Here is a 22,455-nt window from a genome sequence, read left to right on the forward strand (position 1 = left end):
ATAAGTATAATTTGTCTAGCCTCTAGAAATGTAACTTCCGTCACCAGTATTAATTACTAAAATATCTCCTTCATTAACGAATAAAGGCACATTTAAAGTATATCCAGTTTCTACAGTAGCAGATTTTGTTGCGCCTGTTGCTGTATCACCTTTAATACCTGGTTCAGTTTCAGTTACTTCTAATTCAACTGTTTTAGGTAATTCAACTCCAATAATTTCTCCTTCATATGATTGAACTTGAACTTCCATATTTGCTTTTAAATAGTTTAATTCATCTTTTAAATAATCACCAGGCAATTCGATTTGATCGAAAGTTTCATTATCCATGAAAATATGATTATCTCCATCAGCATATAAATATTGCATGCGACGGTTTTCAATCATCGCCTGTTCAACTTTCTCTCCTGCTCGGAATGTTTTTTCTTGGATAGCACCTGTTCTTAAGTTTCTTAATTTAGAACGAACAAATGCAGAACCTTTTCCTGGTTTTACGTGTTGGAAATCAATAACTTTCCAAATTCCATTATCTACAGAAATTGTTAAGCCTGTTTTAAAATCATTTACTGAAATCATTCAGTCTCCTCCTCAATTATACGCGCTTACTCTAAAATAATAAGGTCTTTTGTGCATTTAGTAAAGACATCACAGCCATTTTCTGTGATTAATATATCGTCTTCTATTCTAACACCACCAAGTCCATCGACATATATACCTGGTTCAATTGTTACACAATTATTAACTTTCAATTCACCTTCGCTATTCTTAGATAGCAATGGTCCTTCATGAATATCTAAACCTATACCATGTCCAAGAGAATGACCAAATTCCTTTCCATAACCATGAGACTCGATATAATCTCTTGATAAAGCGTCAGCTTGTTGAACAGTCATACCAGGTTTTATTTCTTCGATTGCCTTAATTTGAGATTGTAGCACGATTTCATATATTTCTTTCATCTTTGGATCAGGTTCACCTATAGCGAAAGTACGCGTTATATCGGAACAATAACCACGATAGTACGCTCCAAAATCTAAAGTAATCATATCACCTTTTTCGATGCGTTTGTCACTAGCTACTCCGTGAGGTAATGCGCCTCTATAACCTGATGCTACAATTGTATCAAAAGATGGACCATCAGCACCTAATTCTAACATTTTACTTTCTAGGCGCGCTTTGATTTCTCTTTCACTCATACCCACTTTTGCTATTGATAAAATATATTCATATGTTTTATCCACAATTTCTGCTGCTTTTTTTATAAGTTGAATTTCTTCTTTATTTTTCACTTCTCTTATCTTATCAATAGAATCCCTTATACTAATCAAAGTAATTATACCTTTATTAAGTTCAACATATGTATCATAACTAATTAAGTGTCCTTCAAAACCGACATTCGTTAACTTTTTACTTTCTAATATTTGTTTTATTTCTGAAATTAACCCACTTTGACGATTAATAATTTCAAATTCAGTTGCTTGATTAGTCGCTTGTTCAATATATCTAAAATCAGTTACAAGATAATTTTTATCAGGGGTTATTATCAAAGCGCCACTTGTTCCCGTGAATCCTGAAAGATATCTTCGATTAAAATCAGATAGAACAATAAGTGCATCCAAACGTTTATGCTCCAAGATTTCATGAACTTGTTTTAATTTATTCATTTGCATCACTCCTAATGATAACGTTTGTACATTTTTATTTTATACATTAAAATGATAGCATAATTAATAACGATTATAATAGTTTTTGGTTTAGGGAGAATACAATGAAAAAATTTATATTAGTGCTAGGAGCATCTTGTTTGTTAGCAGGTTGTGGAAGTCAAAACTTGGCTCCATTAGAGGATAAGACTACTAAATTACGAGATGATAATCACCAACTTAAGTTAGATATACAGCAACTTAATCAAGATATAAGTAACCAAAAATCAAAAATTGCTGGATTAAAACAAGATAAAGAAAATAGTAAAAAGACATCCTCTAACAAATTGAAAATCAAAAATTTAAAAGCATCGTCCAATTTTTATGATAAAGTAGCTGAGGCTATAGGAGATTATAAGAATATAGAGGCAGATGTTACAAAGAACAAAGGTAAAAAAGATATTCAAGATAAGTTAGATAAAATTACGAATAAAATTAATGAAGCTTTTTCAACTTATAAAAGTTCGGTTGACAATGATTCTAATTCTGAAGAAGATAAACAGAAAAGAAAAGAGATTAGCAAATTTGATAAAGATTTATCAGGTGCGATGAATAAAATTAGAAACGGCTATCAATCAAAAGACGCTAAACAAATTAAAAAAGGTCAACAAAAACTTACTACCGTAAGTTCAAATATTAGTAGTTAATAGGAGTTTTTAGATGCGTTATATCATCTTTTATATTATATTGGCTATTGCTGCTTTTGGATTAATAATGAATTTAGATGAATTTCTTTTTTCAATAATTAAGACTTTAATAAGTTTTGCAGTAGTAGCTTTAATTATTTATCTCATTTATTATTTCTTTTTCTTAACTGAAGATCAAAGGAAGTATAAGAGAGCTGCTCGAAAGTACAAACGAAAAAATAGAAAACATTAAACAAAAATAGCATTGAAGTATGCGAATTAAACTTAACTTCAATGCTATTTTGATATTATTTTCGAAACATCCAATCGTCAGAACGATATTTTTCTTCAAGTTCTTTTACCTCAGCAAGCTGTTGTTCTGATAATTCTAAAGGTTTGAACTCAATATTTAATCCAGTCTTGAACCCTTCTTCAAAGGCTTTTTCCATTTCACTTAAAGTAATATGAGTGTCAGAAATGTCATTAATTGCCACTGCTTTTTCAACGAAAGCTTCCTTCATTTTAGCTTTAAGTCGATCATTTTTGAAAATAAACATATCAAATAGTTCGTCAATATCAATATCTTGTAAAATTGAGCCATGTTGTAAAATGACGCCTTTTTGTCTTGTTTGAGCACTTCCTGCTATCTTTCTACCTTCAACGACTAATTCATACCAACTCGGAGCATCAAAACATACTGAACTTCTAGGTTGTTTTAACTTTTCTCGCTCTTCCTTTGAACGAGGAACGGCAAAGTATGTCTCAAACCCTAAATTTTTAAACCCTTCTAATAAACCTTGAGAAATTACTCTATAGGCTTCTGTAATCGTTGAAGGCATATTTGGGTGGGACTCAGGAACTATCACGCTATAAGTTAATTCTTTATCATGTAAGACGCCTCTCCCCCCTGTTTGACGTCGAACTAAACCGAATCCTTTTTCATTAACCTTTTCAATATCTATCTCTTTTTGTAATCTTTGAAAATATCCAATTGAAAGTGTCGCAGGATTCCAAGTATAAAATCTTATAACAGGATCAATCTCTCCTCTAGAAACAAAATTAAGTAATGCTTCATCCATAGCCATATTATAGTACGGATCTTGATTTCCTGTATTAATAAAGTTCCAAGTTTCAGTCATAAAAAAAACCCCTAACAAAATGTTTAAAGACTTAACTATTAAGTATATTTGTATATATCTAGTTTATATGATTTAAACATAAACTAACCCGAAAAAATATTTTGATAAATTGTCCTAACAGTCTTATAATTATAATATCGGTTAATTAGGGAGGATGCAAGATGGGTATCTCTTTGTACATTGCAATTGGAATCATCGTGATTATCATTGCGTATATGGTCATCCAACAAATTCTTAATAAACGAGCTGTTAAAGAATTAGACCAAAATGAATTCCACAAAGGCTTGAGAAAAGCTCAAGTTATAGATGTTAGAGAAAAAGTGGATTATGATTATGGTCATATTAATGGTGCGCGTAACATTCCAATCACAACTTTTAAACAACGTTACCAAGGTTTAAGAAAAGACCAACCAATTTATTTGTGTGATGCTAATGGAATAGCGAGTTATCGTGCTGCTCGTATATTAAGAAAAAATGGCTATAAAGATTTATACATGCTTAAAGGCGGATATAAAAAATGGACAGGTAAAATTAAATCTAAGAAATAATTTTACGACCATATCGTTTCGCCTAGTAAATTTCACCCTTGAAATGTTGTAATTTGAATTATAACTTTTTAAGGGTATTTATTATTGCAGTAAAAAATAATATTTAGGCTTTAAAGGTAATCTTTTGAAAAATAATTTATTTAGCTTAATAAGAGAAAAAAGCTCAATGATGTATTATAGCTTAAACATCATTGAGCTTTACTATTTTAAGTATAATTAATTTTCAATATTAATGTTCAATTGTTTTTTCTTGTTTTAAATCTTCGAATTTAAGAATTGGCTTACGTGCTGCAGTTGTTTCGTCTAATCTATCTATAATGGTTGTGTGCGGTGCTTCAAGCACTACATCAGGATTATCTTTCGCTTCATTAGAAATTTGTATTAGTGAATCTACAAAATGATCTAATGTTTCTTTAGATTCAGTTTCTGTAGGTTCGATCATCATTCCCTCTTCAACATTAAGTGGGAAATAAATAGTCGGAGGATGAACTCCAAAATCTAAAAGTCTTTTTGCCATATCTAATGTACGGACGCCAAATTGTTTTTGTTTCGTTCCGCTCAAAACAAACTCATGTTTACAATATTGGTCATATGGGATTTCGAAATGGTCTTTTAGACGTGCTTTAATATAATTAGCATTCAGCACAGCAGCCTCTGAAACTTCTTTAAGTCCTTCAGCACCCATAGTTCTAATATACGTATAGGCTCTTAAATAAATACCAAAGTTACCATAGAATGGTTTAACTCTTCCAATTGAGTTTTCAATGTTATTATCATACTTATAGAACTCGCCATCTTTAATGACCATCGGCTTAGGTAAGTAGCTAGATAACTCTTTTACCACACCTACTGGTCCTGAACCAGGGCCACCGCCACCATGAGGTCCAGTAAACGTTTTGTGTAAGTTCAGATGAACTGCATCAAAGCCCATGTCTCCAGGTCTAACTTTATCCATTATTGCGTTTAAATTTGCGCCATCGTAATAAAGTAGACCACCAGCTTCATGAACGATTTCTCTAATTTCCATAATATTCTTCTCAAATATACCTAATGTATTTGGATTAGTTAGCATGATAGCAGCTGTATTCTCATTTACAACTCTTCTTAAATCATCAATATCTACTTCTCCGCGCTCATTAGATTTAACAGTGACTGATTTAAATCCGGCAAATGAGGCTGAAGCAGGGTTTGTACCGTGAGCAGAATCAGGTACAATAACCTCATCTCTATGTCCTTGTCCATTATTCTCATGATAAGCTTTGAAAATCATGAGAGCTGTCCATTCACCGTGCGCGCCTGCTGCTGGTTGAAGTGTTACTTCATCCATACCTGTAATTTCTTTTAGCTCTTCTTGCAAACTATAAATAATTTCAAGTGAACCTTGAATGTGTTCTTCCTCTTGCAATGGATGAGATTCACTAAATCCAGGTATTCTAGCAACTTTTTCATTAACTTTAGGATTATATTTCATCGTGCATGATCCCAATGGATAAAAACCAGTGTCTACACCAAAATTTTTATTGGAGAGTTCTGTGTAATGTCGAACTAAATCTAGTTCAGCTACCTCAGGAAACTCGGCTTTATCTTTACGAATATATTTGTCATCCAATACAGAGGAAATTGTAATGTCCTCAATATCACTTTGAGGTAAAGAATACGCATATCTACCTTTTTTGGATCTTTCAAAGATTAATGGACTTGATTTACTAACCATTTAATTCACCAGCTTTCTGAACAAAATTATCAATTTCTTCTTTAGTTCTTAATTCAGTTACGGCAACTAGCATATGATTGTTGAAGTCATCAGAAACTTCACTTAAATCAAAACCACCAATAATACCTTGGTCAGCTAATTTTAAATTTACTTCTTTAATAGGTTCATCAAATTTAACTACAAATTCATTAAATGAATTACCATCTAATACCTCAAAGCCTTTATGTTTAAATAGTTGTTTAGCATAATTAGCATGTTTTAAATTTTGAACAGCAATATCATATATACCTTGTTTACCAAGAGCTGACATAGCAATTGAAGATGCAAGTGCATTAAGTGCTTGGTTAGAACATATATTTGAAGTCGCTTTATCTCTTCTAATATGCTGCTCTCTAGCTTGTAAAGTTAGTACAAATCCACGATTGCCTTCATCATCCTGAGTTTGACCTACTAAACGTCCAGGTACTTTACGCATTAACTTTTTAGTTGTAGCAAAATAGCCGCAATGAGGTCCACCAAATTGTGTAGGTATACCGAACGGTTGAGTATCTCCAACAACTATATCCGCTCCAAAAGTACCTGGTGGTGTTAAAAGACCTAAAGCTAGAGGGTTAGCATATACTATAAATAATGCTTTTTTATCTGCAATAAAACTATTTATTTTTTCAAGATCTTCAATTGAACCATAAAAATTTGGATATTGTACTGCAACTGCGGCAGTATCATCATCAATTGCTTGTTCTAATTTTTGTAAATCAGTTATTGTTCCATTTAAATCGATTTCAACTACTTCAAACTCTTTACGTGTTTTAGCGTAAGTATGTAAAACTTGTAAAGCTTGATAGTGTAAACCTTTTGAAACAACAACTTTATTCTTTTTAGTCTGACTGAAAGCTAAAATACAAGCTTCAGCAAAACTAGTCATACCATCATACATAGATGAATTTGCAACATCCATATCTGTTAGTTCACAGATTAAAGTTTGAAATTCAAAAATTGCTTGTAACTCACCTTGAGAAATCTCAGGTTGATAAGGTGTGTACGCAGTATAAAATTCTGATCTAGAAATCATGGCATCTACAACTGCAGGAGCATAATGATCATATACACCAGCACCTAAAAATGAAGCGTGAGTTTCTTTTGTGATATTTCTATTGGCAAGAAGATTAAGTCTTCTTACTAAACTAGTTTCTGCCTCTCCCTTAGCAATATTTAAATTTCTATCTAATAAAATATCGGCTGGGATATCACCAAATAATTCTGAAATTGATTTTGCTCCAATAGTATCTAGCATTTCTTGTTTATCTTGATCTGTTAAAGGTATATAACGATGACTCACTATTTACACCCCTCCGTATTATTTAGTAATTTGATTTTTCTTAACAATTTTTGCTTTAACTTGGCGCTTACGAACTTGTATAAGCACTTCTTTACCCATTTCGAATGCATCTCTATTTATAATAGCTAGTGCGATAGATTTACCTGAAGAGGGAGATTGAGTTCCGGATGTTACCTCTCCAATGTGGTTACCTTCTAAATCAAATACTTCGTAACCTGTTCTAGCAATACCTTTACCTATTATCTCTAATCCAACAGTTCTTTTAGTGGAACCATTTTCTTTTTGATCTTTAAGAACAGATTTGCCAATAAATTCTTCTTCAATAAGAGGTTTAGCAGCAAAAGCAATACCTCCTTCATAAGGAGTAATAGATTCTGTTAAATCTTGACCATGTAGAGGTAAACCTGCCTCAAGGCGTAAAGTATCACGAGCACCTAAACCACAAGGAACAACGTCATATTCTAATAATTGATTCCAAATGTCTACTGTGTCTTCAGATTTACAATAGATTTCGAAACCATCTTCCCCTGTATAGCCTGATTGTGAAAGAATGATATTTTTATCAAAAAACTTCACATCTTGTTTAAATTCAAACATACTCATGTCACTAACATCCACATCAGTATGTTCATTCACAAGATGTCTAGCTTTTGGTCCTTGAATAGCAAGTTGACCATATATATTTGAAGAATTATTCACATTAACATCAAAATTGCTACTTTGCTTAGAAATCCAATTAAAATCTTTATCAGTATTTGCCGCATTTACTATTAATAAAAAGTGGTTTTCTGCTAACTTGTATGTAACTAAGTCATCTATAATACCACCTTCTTCATTACATAAAGCTGTATACATCGCTTTAGTATCTGTAAGATTTTTAGCATCATTTGATAAAATATACTGAACAAAGTTAAATGCTTCATTACCAGTAATTTCTATCTCTCCCATGTGGCTTACATCAAAAAGACCAATTTCATATCTCACAGCGTTATGTTCTTCTTTAATACTAGTGAATTGAACAGGCATAGCCCATCCACCGAATTCAACTATTTTCGCACCATTATCAACGTAGTTTTGATATAAAGGTGTCTTTTTAAGTTCAGTTGTCATTAGAAAACCCCCTATTTTTAATAAAAAACAGGATAGCATAGAGCTACCCTGTTAAAATAATTCATCCAGGAACGCGTTACAGTATTATCCTTTTGCCTGAGAGTTTCGTTAAATAACTTGCACCTTCGGCGATAAAGCTAAATATTTACAATATTCTTAAATTAATTATTATGTAGATATGTTTTAGCTTTATTCTCTCTAATACTGATCAATCGCAAAATAAATTTTGTAAAATCTTTTCATATATTTCAGAAACAGTGAGTGCGCTATTCACCTTCATGAATGCGGTTTCATTATATCTTGAAACCCTTGAACAATACAAGGTATTTAATTGTTCTAGAGATTTATCTTTAGCATTGGGTCTATGAGGATCACTAACTATACGTCGATAAATAACATTGATATCACAATCAAGCCATATAACATTCTTTTCATTTTTAAGTAGTTTCAAAGAATCTTTATTTTCGATTATTCCTCCACCAGTAGATATAATTTCGAATGTATTCAAACACTCTTTTAAATACTTAAATTCTAAATCACGGAATTTTTGTTCTCCATGTTCCTGAAATATATCGGGAATTGATTTGTTTTCATTTCTCTCGATATATTCATCTAAGTCTACATAACTTAAATTTTGTAAATCAGAAAGATATCGTCCAATCGTCGTTTTACCAGTGCCCATGAAGCCAACAAATATAATAGGTGCTTTACTTTTAATCAATCTAATCTACCTCTTTTTTAATGTTTTAACAATAACATCATCATAGTAAATATCTAAGTTATGTAATGTCTTTAATTTTAAACCATATTGAGTAATATAAAAAGATATAATTGATAAATAAAATGAAAAAATTACTACTAAATATAAACTAATGAACGCTTTTTGGCTATAAATAGAGGTTTTTCTCTTTATAATAGTTCGTATCTCCTTGCTTTATTTTTATTTTTAAAATATTATTGTTCGTCTTTATTATTTTGAAAGAAACTACATTGTTTAATAGAGTGATGTTACCTCTCTGATTTATATTTTTATATATTTTTTTATTATTATAGATATATCTAATTTCCTCATCCTTTTTTCTAATTTTGATTGTTGAATCATTATCTTTACTTGGCGAATACTTGGAAGTTTGTACATCTTTAAGAATATCTCTACAAAAAAATTCAAAGTCTAAATCATCATTATTTTTAGCTAAATGTAGGTAGTAAGAAGTGAGATTAATAATATTAGGTGTTAAAGAAAGACATAATAAGGTTACTGATAATGCGAAGAGTATTTCAACGAAAGTAAAGGCTTTAATTTTCAAATGAAACACATGTTTTAATGTTAAAGTCTCTATCTTTTCCACATATTTTCTTTTGATATAGTTGTATTTCATATTGATCCATTACAACTCCTTGTTTAAGTTGTTCCTTACTATATTTATACAAGCTGGTAATAATAGACTTTTTAATTTCTATGGTTTTTAAATTATTATTATAGTTATTATTCATTGTGGAGAGTGTTGGTATCAAAATAAGTGTGATTAATCCGATGATTAGTAAACCTAATAAACTATCGAGTAATAATGAAGCTCTTAGTTTAAATTTTGACATATCTAATACGTCCTTTTTCAATATGTAAAATAATTTTATAGGTAGCTTTATTCATTGCAATTGTTAGAGAACCAAAACGGTTAATATTTCCTTCTCTATTGAAATTCAACGTATTAATTCTAGCAATATTAGTGATTTTCCCGTGAGGGACTTTAAATTTATATTTGCTCCCTTTTTCTTCTACAACTTGGATAACATTTGAATTATTTGTAAAAACTAAGGCTATCGATCTTTGAGAGGCAATTGCTTTAGATTTAAAGTAATTAAGTCTAGTAATGAATTGTTTAATTTCATGTTCTTCATTAATCATTTGTACGTTCATAAAACTTCTTGACCATAAAGTTGTCATTAATAAAACGCTAATGGTAAATAAGACCAACATCATTTCAACTAGAGTGAATGCACTATATTGTTTAGTTCGCAACAGCCTCACCATTTGAAATACTAATAGTTTGTCCGGATTTACAATTTTTCTGTCCTTCTTTTATAAAACCTTCAGCAATTAATTCTTCAATATTATTAGGGTTACGATTATGCTTTAATGTATATGCTTCAATTTGACTATTTACCATTTTTACTTGAGCATCACAACCAGTAGATTGGATATGTGCTGTTTGTTTGGCAATATTAGGTATAATTAAAATAAGTAATAAACTAATAATTAATAAAACAAGTAACATTTCAATTAAAGTGAAAGCTTTAGATTTTTTTAGTTTTTTTAATATTTTCATTAAGAGTCCTCCCTATTTGATAGTTTGCATTAGTTCAAACATAGGTAACATGATTACAAGATATAAAGAAACTATAAATAGACCTAATATAAAGAAAATGACTGGTTGAATAAATTTAGTTTGCTTGAGAACTTTATCTTCAAAATGATGTAGTAACATTTGGCTATATAACTTTAATTCAATATCTAGTTTTCCGCTTTTTTCCCCTTGCTCAATAAATTTGATTAGATCAGGTTGAAAGCATTTTAAGCTATTTAATATAGACGGTAGTGACATCCCTTTATCAATACTTTTTAATAAGTAGTCACCTAAATATTTAAAAAATTCATTGTTTTGCTCATTTCTATATATATGAACAATATGTTGAAGGCTTATACCGTTTTTATAAAAAAGAGAGAGTTCATTAGATATTTGATAAGTTCTGAATATTTTATAGTAAGAATTGACAAAGGGGATTTCAACTATATATTTTATTTTTTTATTTATGGGAATTTTGTTTAGAAGTTTATAAATAATTATATATATCACAATTGAACAAAATGTAAGCAATAATACAAAAGCAGGCAACTTTGTAATGAAAACGGTAAGTATATTTTGTAAAGTAGATAGTTGAACATTCATAGTCGCGTATAATTGTTGAAATTGAGGTATCACAGTCATATTTAACACGATTAGCATGATTAGAAATATACTTATCAGCACTATTGGATATTGAATAGTTTTTAGAAATGCCTTTTTAGCCTTCAAGTTTCTTCTCATATATTCAATGGCGTCTGCCATTGCAACTTCTAAATTTCCATACTGTTCTGCAAATTTTACTTGAGTAAGTATAATTTCGGGGTAACCAATCATCTTCAATACTTCATAACATGTTCCACCTGCTTGAATAGATTCTATTATTATTTTACTTATGTTTTTATCTCTATAAATAAAGTGTAAATTTAGAAATTGAAAGCTTTCATACAATGTGAATCCATGTTCAAATAAATGTTTTAGTCGTTGAAGTAGTTCAATGGATTGAGCTTCGGTAAGATTCTTTTTTCTGTTAGGTTTAAGTATACTTATTAACAACCTCTTCACAAATTACCCCTTCCTTAGATAGATTAGTTAGATGTGTAGCCAGCTTAGTGAAGCTATTTGGTAGTTCATGATTGTGTTCAAAAAAGTATTCTACTTGATTTTGGTTCATTACTTCACAAACTAATTCACGCGTATTAGTTTGTGTGGTGATAAGTCTTTGATTAGATATTAAATTTATAGATTGACATAATTCTTGCACTGTTACACCCATTTCTAGTAGACGAAGTAAAGCCCCTTTACAATCATTAGCATGTAAAGTTGTAAGCACTAAATGACCACTTAGACTTGCTTGTATAACACATTTAGCAATATAAGCATCACGAATTTCTCCAATCAAAATGACATCAGGGTCACATCTAAGTATGGCTTTAAAAGAGTTAGTATAATTTATCCCGGCCTTTTCATTAACTGAAATTTGAGTTATCCCATCTAATAATTGCTCAACAGGATCCTCAATTGAAATAACATTTAAATTTAAATTTTGATGGGCATGCATTACCATTTGATACATTAAAGTGCTTTTCCCAGAGCCAGTTGGACCACTAAAAAGTAATAATCCTTGTTTTTTATTCATTAAGTGCTTAAAATCTTTAAATTCATATGAGTCACGTCTTTGTTGGAAATATTGAGGTACGATTCTTATAACGCAACTTTCATTACCTAAAGATAAAGGCAGTGTAGAGATTCTTAAGTAATACATATTTTGCAATTTATAAGTATATCTTCCACTTTGGGCTAGCTGTTGGGTCGAAACATCTAAGCCTGATTTGAACTTCATATAAACAAGTAACTTTTTGTAAATAGCATGTGCCAGTGTATCGTAATTAATAAGTTGATCGTTGATTCTTAGTTTAATTAAAGTATGGTGCTCAGTAGGAATAAAATGTATATCACTTGCAGCGTGCTTTATAGCATAATTAACTATCTCTTGGAATAATATTTTCATAAAAAAATCACCTCCTACATATATCAACGTAGGAGGTGAAATAATTACTTTATTTAATTAACCATTTAAAAAAGGGTTTAATTGTTCATCATCAACAGTAGTATATGGACCGTGACCAGGGAATAACGGTAAATCGCCTTCAAGTTCAAATATCTTATCTTTAATAGAATCAACTAATGTTTCGTAGTCCCCTCTATAAAGATCAGTTCTACCAATGCCATTATTAAATAAAGTGTCACCCACTACAGCAAATTCATCAAAAACGTAAGTTAAACTACCTGGAGAATGTCCTGGAGTGTGTAATACGTCAAATTTGAAGCCCTCAATCTCTTTTGATCCTTCTTCTAATTTTGAAGGTTTAGCATAGCTTATAACTTGAGGCATACCATATTGTTTAAATTTAGATGCACCATTTTTTTCTGGATCTTGTAAAAAATCAAATTCCTCTTGATGCATATAAACAGGAACGTCATATTTAGAAATGATGTCATCTAAAGCTCCTATGTGATCGTAGTGAGCATGAGTTAATAGAATCGCTTTCAATGGCTTATTAATTTGATTTAATTTTTTAATGATTTTATCACTTTCACTTGAAGGATCTATTAATATAACACTTTCTTCATTTTCAATGAAATATGCGTTTGTATCCACTAAACCTAAAGTTAAATTTGAAATTCTCATTATTGTTCACCACTATTATTTAAATGTTTTTGAACAGATTTGAGTTTATCATTCATCTTTCTTGATTTATCGCGACGATCATCAATTCGAATATTTGTACATACTCTGTCTAACCCTTTGTTGAAAGGTAATTCATGTATTGCTTGAATGACTTCGAATAGGTCCTTTAGATCACCTTCGATAAGTGTGTTCATTGGTGTTAGTTGGTAATCAATTTTACCTTCTTCTTTAAATTCATTAAGTTTAGTTTGTATTTCTGCTATATATTTGCTTACGCTAGGACCTTCTGTTCCTACTGGAATAACTACGACATCTACAATTGCCATTACTTAACACCCTCTTTATCTAGTACATATGTTTTAATTAATCCTGCGGCACCTGTGATTCCAGCATCATTTCCAAGTTGTGCTTGTACAATTTCTGTTTCAAATTGAGCTGGAGTAAATGTTAAATTGCGATATTCAGTTTTAATATTTTCAATTAGAATTGGTCCAGCTGTAGACATGCCACCACCTAGTACAATATATTTAGGATTACTAGTAACACTTATAATGCTACATAAATAACCAATATAATTTGCAACTTTTTCTGTGATAAAAATACAGAATTGATCACCAGCTTTAGCAGCATCAAAAACAGCTTTAGCCGTTACTTTATTATCTTTTATTAATTGTAAAATTGAAGATTTAAAAGTAAGTTTAGGATAATAGAAATTTACTAAATTAACTACCCCAGTTGCGGATGCTACAGTTTCTATACAACCAGCTTTACCACAATTACAATTAAAACGTTGATCAAAATCTGCACGCATGTGGCCGATTTCAGCTCCTGATCCATTGTGACCATGTACAATTTCTCCATTTGAAATGATACCGCCGCCTAGTCCAGTACCTAATGTAATAGCAACAACATCATCTGAACCTTCGCCAGCACCTTTATGCTTTTCGCCTAACGCTGCAACATTTGCATCATTATCAACATAGACTGGGCAATCTACATATTTTTGGAATATTTCTCTAACATTAACGTTTCCTGTCCAATGCAAGTTTACTGCACCATTCACTACTCCAGTTTCGAAATTAACTGGTCCGGGCACCCCAATTCCTACTCCTTGAACATTAGTAAAATCATAGTTAAATTCTTTTACTTTCTCTACAAAAGAATCATAAATATTTTTCAGCAATAATTCACCTGTATGATCACTAGTATCTGTATGAATTGACCATTTATGTAATTGTTCTAGATGAGTATCAAAAATTCCCAATTTACAAGTTGTTCCGCCAATATCGGCCGCTAAAATAATATTTGTCATTTATGTTCATTCCTTCTCTGATTAATTATCAAAATACATTTTAGATATTCATCTTTAGATAATAGTTGAAAGTTATATAAAGATTTTACCTCTTGTAACATCATTTCATACATATCTTCTGGATCTTTAAAGTAAATGATGAAACCATATTTTTTTAGTAACTGTAAAACATCATAAAAGTTATTTATCTTTCGAGTCACTTGATTCACTCAACTCTTTTTGTAAATTTTTATAATTTGTATTACTAGGATCGCTCTTTGCAGCTTTTTTAGCATATTTCAATGCTTTTTTGTCATCACTTAATGAGCGATTTGCGATGGCTAATTCATAATTGAGTATACCAGAATTAGGATATTTTTTTATTCCTCTTTCCCATTCTGCGATAGCCTCAGATTGCGATTCTTCAGTTGCTGTAATTAAACCGCTCAAATAATAGGTTTCATCATCAGCATAATTTTTATTTAATGTTTGGTTAACCACGTTTCTCGCTTCTCCGTAGTGACCACCTAGCATTTGATCTTTAATAAGTTTGTCATAAATATTGTCTTCTTTAATAGTAAATATTCTGATTTGTAATATAACAAATATCAATAGTAAAACAATTAATAATATCCAAAACAAATTACGATTTACATTAAAGTAATATCCTATAAGTGTAATTAAAAGGCCACCAATAAATCCACCTAAGTGAGCCATAATATTAATATTAGACATGAAAAGTGATAAACATATTAAAATTAGTAAGGCTATAAGTAATTGGCCAATAACTTTTCTATCAAAAGTCTTACTTAAGTACATTATTGCGAAAATTGAACCTATTAATCCAAATATTGCCCCACTCGCTCCTACTGAAATTGTGGAGGTATTAAATGATAAGGATACAAAATTACCAAATAATCCTGACACAAAATATATAACTAACATTCTCCAAGAACCCACTATTGATTCAACAATCTTCCCAAAAATAAATAAGGAAAGCATATTCATTAATATGTGTTCAAAATTAAAATGTAAAAACATCGAAGAAATAAGCCTATACCATTCTCCATGAACAACATTAAAATGTACAAGCCCACCTACTTCTAGTAATTTAACATCTGAGAATCGATTAAGATATAAAATCATACATAACCATATGATTACATTTGTGATAATTAAGACATATGTAGCCGGTGTGAATCTTTGCATGTGTCTATCAAGAGGATTATTGGTTAAAACTTTTCTTTTATAGTGAGAATAAGTCTTTTTATCCTCGTTGTTTACAAGCATTTTGTAAAGTACAAAATGTGGGGTAATTGCTTTTATATCTTTAACATTTCTAATAATGTGAAATTGAATTTTTATAGGATGACTCTCATTATTTTTTTCTTCTAGAAAGTCTTTATCAGTGAAATAATAAAAATTGAATGACTTTGGTTTAAAACCTATAGTTTGTTCTAATTGGTTAAAATTCTCTTTAACTTTAGACTTATCAAATCTGATTTCTTGTGAGGTAGTAACATCTCTTCTAAAAACCACTACAGATTTTTTTCTTTTATGTACTAGCCAAATTTCATTATTTTCCTTTTCACTGCTTAACAAATCATAGTTTAAATATCTAATCCAGTAGTATAAGGTTTTCCAATAAAGTTTATCGATAATCATTTATTCCTCCACTACATTATTGTTATATATAATTAGTTGATCAACGGGTTGATCGAATGATTCTTTATCAAATGTAGTAAGTTGAAAATCATATAGCAAGCTAACAGTTCGAGTTTTAAATTGAGTTAAAAATTTATCGTAGTAACCGCCACCGTAACCGATACGATAGCCATTCTCTTCAAAGGCAACACCTGGGACTACTAATAAATCCATGTCATTAGTATGTTCAGTATTTGAAACAGCATGATAGATTCCTTTTTCATCTTTTTCAATATCATTAAGAGATAATAAGCGTTTGAATGACATACGCTTATTTTTATAATCTGTCTCAGGTACGTAGACTTTCTTATCATTCATTATAGAGGACTCTATTAAGTGATAAGTGTCGACCTCATGTGGCATTGATAACACAAAACCTATCGATTTAGCATCTTGATAAGCTTGTGTATTAAATAATTCATTAGCTAACCATTGATCTGCGATACTTTTTTTATCTTTATTAAAACCTTTAAGTTTTTCAATTGTTGCTCGTCTTATATGTTTTTTACTCAACATTTTCACCCACTTTGTTCACCTCATATTATAACGTTAATCAATTATGATGTCATTAAGTTGAGATGTATTCTCAGCTATAAAAAAAGAAACCTCATAATTGAGGTTTCTTGATTAGTTAGATTAAGTTTACTTTAGATAAACCTAATTATTTAGTTTCACGGTGTAAAGTTTGTTTATTATCACGTGCACAGTATTTTTTCATTTCAATACGTTCAGGGTTGTTTCTTTTGTTTTTAGTTGAGATGTAGTTTCTATCTCCACATTCAGTACAAGCTAATGTAACGTTTACGCGCATGATTATTCCTCCTTACCTTTTCTAAATACGACCTTATCATTATACCAATTACATAAGTAATTGCAAAGAAGATTTTATTAATAATTTATTATCAAATCTAATTATCATTGTTATCAGCGTTACTATTTTCATTAGTGCTTTCGTTTTGTTGTTTATTGTCAGAGTGAGATTCATCTTTATCATCTTTTTTGTCTCTGTCTCTGAAATAATAGTTGATAACATCTCGGCCTAGGTCTCCGCCATTTAACCAAGGTGGTGGTACAGGCTGGTTAGTATAAACAATAGAGAATGATAATTTAGGATCTTTAATAGGGGCATAACCAATATATGTTGAGTTAACTCTAGATTCTCCGTTTTGGAATACCTCTGCTGTACCTGTTTTACCTGCCGAAGGAACCACAGTATTTTTGAAACTAGCGTAACCAGTACCGTCTTTCTCATTAAACGCCATTTTAAATCCATCTTGTACTTCTTTAATTTCATTTTCGGAGTTGTTCACTTTATTTAAGACGTTTCCTTTAATTTTTCGTTTTAATGGACCTAAATCATCTTTATTTGTAGATTCATGTATTGCAAGACCGATATGTGGTTGAATTCTATAACCATTATTAGCAATCGTTGATACGTATTGTGATAGTTGTAATGGCGTATATGTGTCATATTGTCCTATAGACAAGTCTAGGTAATTACCTGGATTATTAGTCAATGGTTCGATTTGTCCAGGAGTCTCGTTAGGTAAATCAACACCTGTTTTAACACCTAGACCCACTTGATTTAATCCTTTACGCAATTTTTGTCCAGCTATCGCTATATCATTAGGTAGTGGCATACCTGAGAAATAAGGGTCTCCAGCTAATTTTAATGCTGTTTTAAACATATATACGTTTGAAGAGTGCATTAGGGCTTCTTTATCATTTATTGTGACTCTGCCATTTTTATTAAAGTATGAACGCTTAGTAAGACCTCCTTGGAATTTTAAAGGTTCATCAACCATTGTTTCTCCAACTTTAATTGCATGGTTTTGGTAGCCAGCTAATAATGTTCCGCCTTTAACTGAGGAGCCTACTGCATACTGAGCTGTAAAGTTACCAATATCAAAATCTTTTAACTTACCTTGTTTATTAATTTGTTTACCAGCCATCGCTAATATATCACCATTCTTAGGATTTTGAACCACTATAAGTGCATTATCCATATCTTTAGCGCCTTGGCTTCTTAATGTTGAAATTTCTTTTTCAAGTAAAGATTCAACTTTCTTCTGTAAATCGATATCAATAGTTAATTGTAAGTCATGACCTCTTGAACCTGGATTAATGACCTCTGAGTTTATAACTTTGCCCGATTTATCTGTTGTATATTTCATTTGTTTTTTAGTGCCTTTTAGAACATCTTCATATTGATATTCTAAATATGATTTACCTACTCTATCATTTCTTGAATATCCTTTAGATAAATACTGTTCTGTTAGTTCTTTAGGGATACCTTCTGTTGAAGTAGATACATCACCAAAAATTCCTCTTAGTGAGTCTCCATATGGATATTTTCTATCCCAATCCATTGAAGTATTTACCCCAGGTAATTTTGAAAGTTGCTGGGATACAGCAGCATATTCCTTTTCTGTAACGTCTTCATTTTTTATAGTTTGTGGATCTAAAGTAGATCCTGCGTTCATTTCACGATAAATGGCTAAAACTTGTAAATCTTTTTTACTAAGTTCATCTAATTGTTTTTTACCAATTTTGTCTCTTTGTTGATTATCATATTGTTCTTGAGTGATATTACCACTCTCTAACAATGACTGTTCTTTCTTCATTAATCGTTTTGCTTTCTCAGGATGTATTTGTACCCAGAAATCTTTTTTATCTCGTTCAGTAATTTTATCTGTATCCATTTTAATAAGGTCAGATAATTTTTTAGCAGTATCTAACATTTCTTGTTGAGTTGTTTTTCGATTTCGAGTATATGTAATTGCCATTTTTGAAGCATTGTCTACAAGGACTTTGCCATTTCTATCTAATATGCGGCCCCTCGGCACTGATTCGTTAACAGTTATGTTTTCATCATTCTTAATTAATTGTTTATAATGTGATCCTTGTGCTATTTGCAAATAACCTAACCTTAACACTAAAATTGCGAAGATTAACACGATAAAACCGAATACGAAATTAATCCTCTTATTCATGGTGTTTCTGGTTCTCTCATCATTTGATTTTTCTTTTAATCTTTTCAGCAAAACAACCTACCTCTATTCAACGTGTCTCATACAAATGATATATTATATTAGATTATTTTTCTATCATTTTGACAAAAAAATAACGGTCTCTAGATGAGACCGTTAACAAATGTGCAAAATTATTTTGCTGCTTTGTATAATTCGTCAACTTTTTCCCAGTTAACAACGTTCCAGAATGCACTAATATAATCTGGACGTTTATTTTGATATTTAAGGTAATAAGCATGTTCCCAAACATCTAAACCTAAGATTGGAGTTTTACCTTCAGTTAATGGGTTATCTTGGTTTGGAGTAGTAACGATTTCTAATTGACCGTTATTTACTACTAACCATGCCCAACCAGATCCAAAGCGTGCAGCAGCTTTATCTGCAAATTCTTTTTTGAATTCATCTAAAGAACCCCATTGTTCTTTAATTTTGTCTACTACTTCACCTTTTTCTTCAGAATTTGGTGATAATAATTCCCAGAATAATGAGTGGTTTAAGTGACCGCCACCATTATTACGTACTGCAGTTTGAATATCTGAAGGTACGCTATCTAAATTAGCAACAATTTCTTCGATTGATTTAGCTTCTAAATCTGTTCCTTCAACTGCTGAGTTTAATTTAGTTACATATGTGTTATGGTGTTTGTCATGGTGAATTTCCATAGTTTGTTTATCAATGTGTGGTTCTAATGCATCATATGCATAAGGTAATTTTGGTAATTCAAAAGCCATAAATAATCATCCTCCTAAATTGTCTGTACAATTATCATAACAAGTAGCTTTAATAGCAACAATGAATATGCTTACATAGTAATTATTATATATAGCTACTAATTATTTTGTTACATCATTAGTATATCTCAGTTTAAAGCCATTTAAACATGAAAATTCTTAGAAACTAATTTTTCAGACCATTGGCCTATGTTTTAACAATCAAGTTTTTGAAAATAAAAAAGCAACCCCTCTAAGGTTGCTGTGATATTTAAATCATAATTCATTCTATATTTAAGCATTTTTTTGACATGATTCACATACACCATACACTTCTAATTTGTGGGTATGAATTGCCACATTAGGTAAATATTGCTTTATTTGTTCAATTGGACAAAAGTCTATGACTTTAGTATCTCCACAATTTTCACAAATAAAATGATGATGGTGGTGGTTTGTGCAAGCTATTCTAAACTTCATTTCACCTTCTAACTCAGTACTCTCTATAATACCCAAATCTTTAAAAAGATGAAGATTACGGTATACAGTATCAAAAGATATACCTGGATAATCTTTATCCATTTTTTGTTGAATGTGCTTAGCGTTAAGATACTTATCCTCTTCAACGAATATATCTAACATGTCTTTACGTTTATCTGTATATTTTAATCCATTATCTTTTAAAATTTTAATAGCATCATTTGTATTCATTTGAAATTGCTCCCTTTTTAAACTTAACTTTTAACTTTTGGTAAGCCATCGTGATTATAAGCATGATTACTAATAATACTACAATAACACCACCAGGTGAAATGTTCATATAAAATGCAAGTACTAATCCCATTATTACGGATAACTCACCTAGCGCAACACTTAGTGCTATGAGCTGTTTAAAACCTTTAGTTATTCTCATTGAGATTGCTATAGGCAAAGTAATCAATGCACTAACTAGCAGAATTCCTACAACTCTCATTGAAGCAGAGATAACCATTGCAACAATAATAATAAATAAGAATTGTATCCATTTTGGAATACCAATGACTTTACTATATTCTTCATCGAAAGATAGGATAAATAATTCTTTATAAAATAATATTATAAAAAATACAACTATAATTGCGATTATGATAATGGTATTTAAATCACTTAAATTAACAGCGCTAATTGATCCAAAAAGTAATCCGACAATTTCTTGATTAAATCCATCTGCTAATGAAATAAAGATGGCACTCAGTGCGATGCCGGCACTCATAATAATAGGTATTGCTATTTCTTGATAATTTGAAAAAGATGTTCTTAGCTTTTCAATTAAAAGTGCACCTATAACAGCAAAAAGTATTCCAAACCACATGGGATTAACAAATGAAAGTGTAGGTAATATTGTAAGTAAAAACATACCAAAGGATATACCGCCTAAAGTGACATGGCTTAAAGCGTCAGCAATAAGAGATAGTCTTCTAACAACAATAAAAGCGCCAATTAAAGGTGCGATAAAGCCAATTAAAATACCGCTAATAAGAGAATATCTCATAAAATCAAAATTTAATAACGCATCTATCACAAGTTACACTCCTCAATAAATATTATATTTTTATCCAGTTTCAATATTTTCATTACAACAATCACGATTGTGTTGATGATCAACAAATTGTATTGGATGACCATATATTTTTGAAATTTCAACTTCATCTAAAGATTTAAAATCTTCAGTTGTACCATGGAAATGAAGATGTTTGTTTAAGCAAGCAACTTCAGTAGCAGTATCAGCTACAACTCCGATATCATGCGTTACTAAAATAATAGTAATACCCTCTTTTTTTAGCGTATCTAATGTAGCATAAAACTCACTAACATGTTTGGCATCAATGCCATTTGTCGGTTCGTCTAAAACTAATACACTTGGATTAGATATTAATGCTCTAGCAATTAAAACACGCTGTTGTTGGCCACCTGATAACTCTGCAATGTTTTTGTTAATTAAATGTGCAATATTTAATTTTTTTAGCACTTGTTCAACTTTCTTATTATCTTCTTTATTAAATCTTTGAAACAGTCTTTTAGTCTTTGTTAGTCCGCTCAGAACAACCTCTTTCACACTTGCTGGGAACCCCGCATTAAAAGCTGTTGCTTTTTGAGAAACATAACTAATTTTTAATGAAGTTTTATTTCCTTTATACATTTTTCCTTCAACAAAAATCTCGCCTTTTTGTAAAGGTAATAGTCCAAGTATCACTTTTAATAAGGTGGATTTTCCCGCTCCATTAGGACCAACGATGGCTAGAAACTCACCTTTGTTGATTTTAATATTAATATTTTCAAGTACATGTTTATTATCAAAATAGTAATTTATATTTCGTAATTCGAAAACTGGCGTTGTCATGTTTTCACCTCGCATAATACTATACAACTTCGTGAAAGTTATGTAAATAGTAATGTTTACGACTAAATAAAAGAAACGAGACAAAAATCATTCGAATTAATAGATGATTTTGTCTCGCCCTATTTATT

At 30.7% G+C, this 22,455-nt stretch carries 28 protein-coding genes and 1 riboswitch; of the genes, 3 read left to right on the top strand and 25 right to left on the bottom strand.

The genetic code is table 11. The annotated features are described in order from the left end of the window. Positions 1-15: 15 nt before the first annotated feature. A complete protein-coding gene (gene efp / locus AC3WQX_RS04825; RefSeq protein WP_002433618.1) occupies positions 16-573 on the bottom strand; it encodes an elongation factor P in 558 nt (185 codons plus the stop codon). Positions 574-599: 26 nt separating this feature from the next. Next, complete coding sequence (locus tag AC3WQX_RS04830; protein WP_023350210.1) at positions 600-1,661, bottom strand: M24 family metallopeptidase; 1,062 nt, start codon at positions 1,659-1,661, stop codon at positions 600-602. A gap of 104 nt (positions 1,662-1,765) precedes the next feature. Between AC3WQX_RS04830 and AC3WQX_RS04835 the strand changes: the two genes are divergently transcribed. Beyond that, on the top strand, positions 1,766-2,347 hold the full coding sequence (locus AC3WQX_RS04835) for a hypothetical protein (protein WP_030059019.1): 582 nt from the start codon (positions 1,766-1,768) through the stop codon (positions 2,345-2,347). A 13-nt stretch (positions 2,348-2,360) separates the two neighbouring features. Next, entirely contained in the window at positions 2,361-2,579 is a 219-nt protein-coding gene (locus AC3WQX_RS04840) for an SA1362 family protein (RefSeq protein WP_002433847.1), read from the top strand. A gap of 55 nt (positions 2,580-2,634) precedes the next feature. Here AC3WQX_RS04840 and AC3WQX_RS04845 read toward each other — a convergent pair whose 3' ends face one another. Then, on the bottom strand, positions 2,635-3,465 hold the full coding sequence (locus AC3WQX_RS04845) for a lipoate--protein ligase family protein (RefSeq protein WP_023350208.1): 831 nt from the start codon (positions 3,463-3,465) through the stop codon (positions 2,635-2,637). A 161-nt stretch (positions 3,466-3,626) separates the two neighbouring features. Between AC3WQX_RS04845 and AC3WQX_RS04850 the strand changes: the two genes are divergently transcribed. Beyond that, a complete protein-coding gene (locus tag AC3WQX_RS04850; RefSeq protein ID WP_002433796.1) occupies positions 3,627-4,013 on the top strand; it encodes a rhodanese-like domain-containing protein in 387 nt (128 codons plus the stop codon). A gap of 229 nt (positions 4,014-4,242) precedes the next feature. Here AC3WQX_RS04850 and gcvPB read toward each other — a convergent pair whose 3' ends face one another. From gcvPB to AC3WQX_RS04960, 22 genes are all read right to left on the bottom strand, one after another. Continuing rightward, positions 4,243-5,727, bottom strand: coding sequence for an aminomethyl-transferring glycine dehydrogenase subunit GcvPB (gcvPB, locus tag AC3WQX_RS04855; RefSeq protein WP_023350207.1), 1,485 nt, complete (start codon positions 5,725-5,727; stop codon positions 4,243-4,245). Continuing rightward, on the bottom strand, positions 5,720-7,066 hold the full coding sequence (gene gcvPA / locus AC3WQX_RS04860; protein ID WP_023350206.1) for an aminomethyl-transferring glycine dehydrogenase subunit GcvPA: 1,347 nt from the start codon (positions 7,064-7,066) through the stop codon (positions 5,720-5,722). Before gcvPA ends, gcvPB begins: the two co-directional genes overlap by 8 nt. Before the next feature lie 18 nt (positions 7,067-7,084). Further along, positions 7,085-8,176 (bottom strand): glycine cleavage system aminomethyltransferase GcvT, encoded by a 1,092-nt coding sequence (gene gcvT / locus AC3WQX_RS04865; protein ID WP_023350205.1) that lies wholly within the window; start codon positions 8,174-8,176, stop codon positions 7,085-7,087. Between the two features lie 74 nt (positions 8,177-8,250). Then, positions 8,251-8,388, bottom strand: a riboswitch (glycine riboswitch). After that, positions 8,385-8,894: a shikimate kinase gene (locus AC3WQX_RS04870; protein ID WP_029625706.1), complete on the bottom strand. Its 510-nt coding sequence runs from the start codon at positions 8,892-8,894 to the stop codon at positions 8,385-8,387. It overlaps the preceding riboswitch by 4 nt. Before the next feature lie 169 nt (positions 8,895-9,063). Further along, positions 9,064-9,555, bottom strand: a complete 492-nt coding sequence (comGF, locus tag AC3WQX_RS04875; protein ID WP_037560565.1) for a competence type IV pilus minor pilin ComGF — start codon at positions 9,553-9,555, stop codon at positions 9,064-9,066. Next, the gene (locus AC3WQX_RS04880; protein WP_023350203.1) at positions 9,473-9,772 is read right to left on the bottom strand and encodes a hypothetical protein; all 300 of its coding nucleotides are present in this window, start codon (positions 9,770-9,772) and stop codon (positions 9,473-9,475) included. The genes comGF and AC3WQX_RS04880 overlap by 83 nt, the downstream gene beginning before the upstream one ends. Then, positions 9,759-10,157 carry a competence type IV pilus minor pilin ComGD gene (comGD, locus tag AC3WQX_RS04885; protein ID WP_306460816.1) on the bottom strand — a complete coding sequence of 133 codons (399 nt, stop codon included), beginning with the start codon at positions 10,155-10,157 and terminating at the stop codon, positions 9,759-9,761. Before comGD ends, AC3WQX_RS04880 begins: the two co-directional genes overlap by 14 nt. A 28-nt stretch (positions 10,158-10,185) precedes the next feature. Next, entirely contained in the window at positions 10,186-10,497 is a 312-nt protein-coding gene (gene comGC, locus AC3WQX_RS04890; protein WP_029625707.1) for a competence type IV pilus major pilin ComGC, read from the bottom strand. A gap of 18 nt (positions 10,498-10,515) precedes the next feature. Beyond that, positions 10,516-11,583 carry a competence type IV pilus assembly protein ComGB gene (gene comGB, locus AC3WQX_RS04895; RefSeq protein ID WP_023350201.1) on the bottom strand — a complete coding sequence of 356 codons (1,068 nt, stop codon included), beginning with the start codon at positions 11,581-11,583 and terminating at the stop codon, positions 10,516-10,518. After that, complete coding sequence (gene comGA, locus AC3WQX_RS04900; RefSeq protein WP_023350200.1) at positions 11,555-12,529, bottom strand: competence type IV pilus ATPase ComGA; 975 nt, start codon at positions 12,527-12,529, stop codon at positions 11,555-11,557. Before comGA ends, comGB begins: the two co-directional genes overlap by 29 nt. A 57-nt stretch (positions 12,530-12,586) precedes the next feature. After that, entirely contained in the window at positions 12,587-13,210 is a 624-nt protein-coding gene (locus tag AC3WQX_RS04905; RefSeq protein WP_023350199.1) for an MBL fold metallo-hydrolase, read from the bottom strand. Then, a complete protein-coding gene (locus AC3WQX_RS04910; protein ID WP_002433945.1) occupies positions 13,210-13,536 on the bottom strand; it encodes an MTH1187 family thiamine-binding protein in 327 nt (108 codons plus the stop codon). The genes AC3WQX_RS04905 and AC3WQX_RS04910 overlap by 1 nt, the downstream gene beginning before the upstream one ends. Next, positions 13,536-14,522: an ROK family glucokinase gene (locus tag AC3WQX_RS04915; RefSeq protein ID WP_023350198.1), complete on the bottom strand. Its 987-nt coding sequence runs from the start codon at positions 14,520-14,522 to the stop codon at positions 13,536-13,538. Before AC3WQX_RS04915 ends, AC3WQX_RS04910 begins: the two co-directional genes overlap by 1 nt. Beyond that, a complete protein-coding gene (locus tag AC3WQX_RS04920) occupies positions 14,519-14,722 on the bottom strand; it encodes a YqgQ family protein (RefSeq protein ID WP_002433937.1) in 204 nt (67 codons plus the stop codon). The genes AC3WQX_RS04915 and AC3WQX_RS04920 overlap by 4 nt, the downstream gene beginning before the upstream one ends. Then, positions 14,703-16,166 (bottom strand): rhomboid family intramembrane serine protease, encoded by a 1,464-nt coding sequence (locus AC3WQX_RS04925; RefSeq protein ID WP_023350197.1) that lies wholly within the window; start codon positions 16,164-16,166, stop codon positions 14,703-14,705. The genes AC3WQX_RS04920 and AC3WQX_RS04925 overlap by 20 nt, the downstream gene beginning before the upstream one ends. After that, positions 16,167-16,718, bottom strand: a complete 552-nt coding sequence (locus AC3WQX_RS04930; protein WP_030063896.1) for a 5-formyltetrahydrofolate cyclo-ligase — start codon at positions 16,716-16,718, stop codon at positions 16,167-16,169. 148 nt (positions 16,719-16,866) lie between these two features. Continuing rightward, positions 16,867-17,016, bottom strand: coding sequence for a 50S ribosomal protein L33 (rpmG, locus tag AC3WQX_RS04935; protein WP_002433802.1), 150 nt, complete (start codon positions 17,014-17,016; stop codon positions 16,867-16,869). A 97-nt stretch (positions 17,017-17,113) separates the two neighbouring features. Further along, positions 17,114-19,249, bottom strand: a complete 2,136-nt coding sequence (locus tag AC3WQX_RS04940; protein ID WP_037549245.1) for a peptidoglycan D,D-transpeptidase FtsI family protein — start codon at positions 19,247-19,249, stop codon at positions 17,114-17,116. A 119-nt stretch (positions 19,250-19,368) separates the two neighbouring features. Continuing rightward, complete coding sequence (locus AC3WQX_RS04945) at positions 19,369-19,968, bottom strand: superoxide dismutase (protein ID WP_002433778.1); 600 nt, start codon at positions 19,966-19,968, stop codon at positions 19,369-19,371. Between the two features lie 273 nt (positions 19,969-20,241). Further along, a complete protein-coding gene (locus AC3WQX_RS04950) occupies positions 20,242-20,658 on the bottom strand; it encodes a Fur family transcriptional regulator (RefSeq protein ID WP_002433544.1) in 417 nt (138 codons plus the stop codon). Beyond that, complete coding sequence (locus AC3WQX_RS04955) at positions 20,645-21,508, bottom strand: metal ABC transporter permease (protein ID WP_002453342.1); 864 nt, start codon at positions 21,506-21,508, stop codon at positions 20,645-20,647. Before AC3WQX_RS04955 ends, AC3WQX_RS04950 begins: the two co-directional genes overlap by 14 nt. 30 nt (positions 21,509-21,538) lie before the next feature. Then, the gene (locus tag AC3WQX_RS04960) at positions 21,539-22,342 is read right to left on the bottom strand and encodes a metal ABC transporter ATP-binding protein (RefSeq protein ID WP_087671590.1); all 804 of its coding nucleotides are present in this window, start codon (positions 22,340-22,342) and stop codon (positions 21,539-21,541) included. Positions 22,343-22,455: the final 113 nt, after the last annotated feature.

Source organism: Staphylococcus sp. FW104-15G4D (assembly GCF_058790135.1).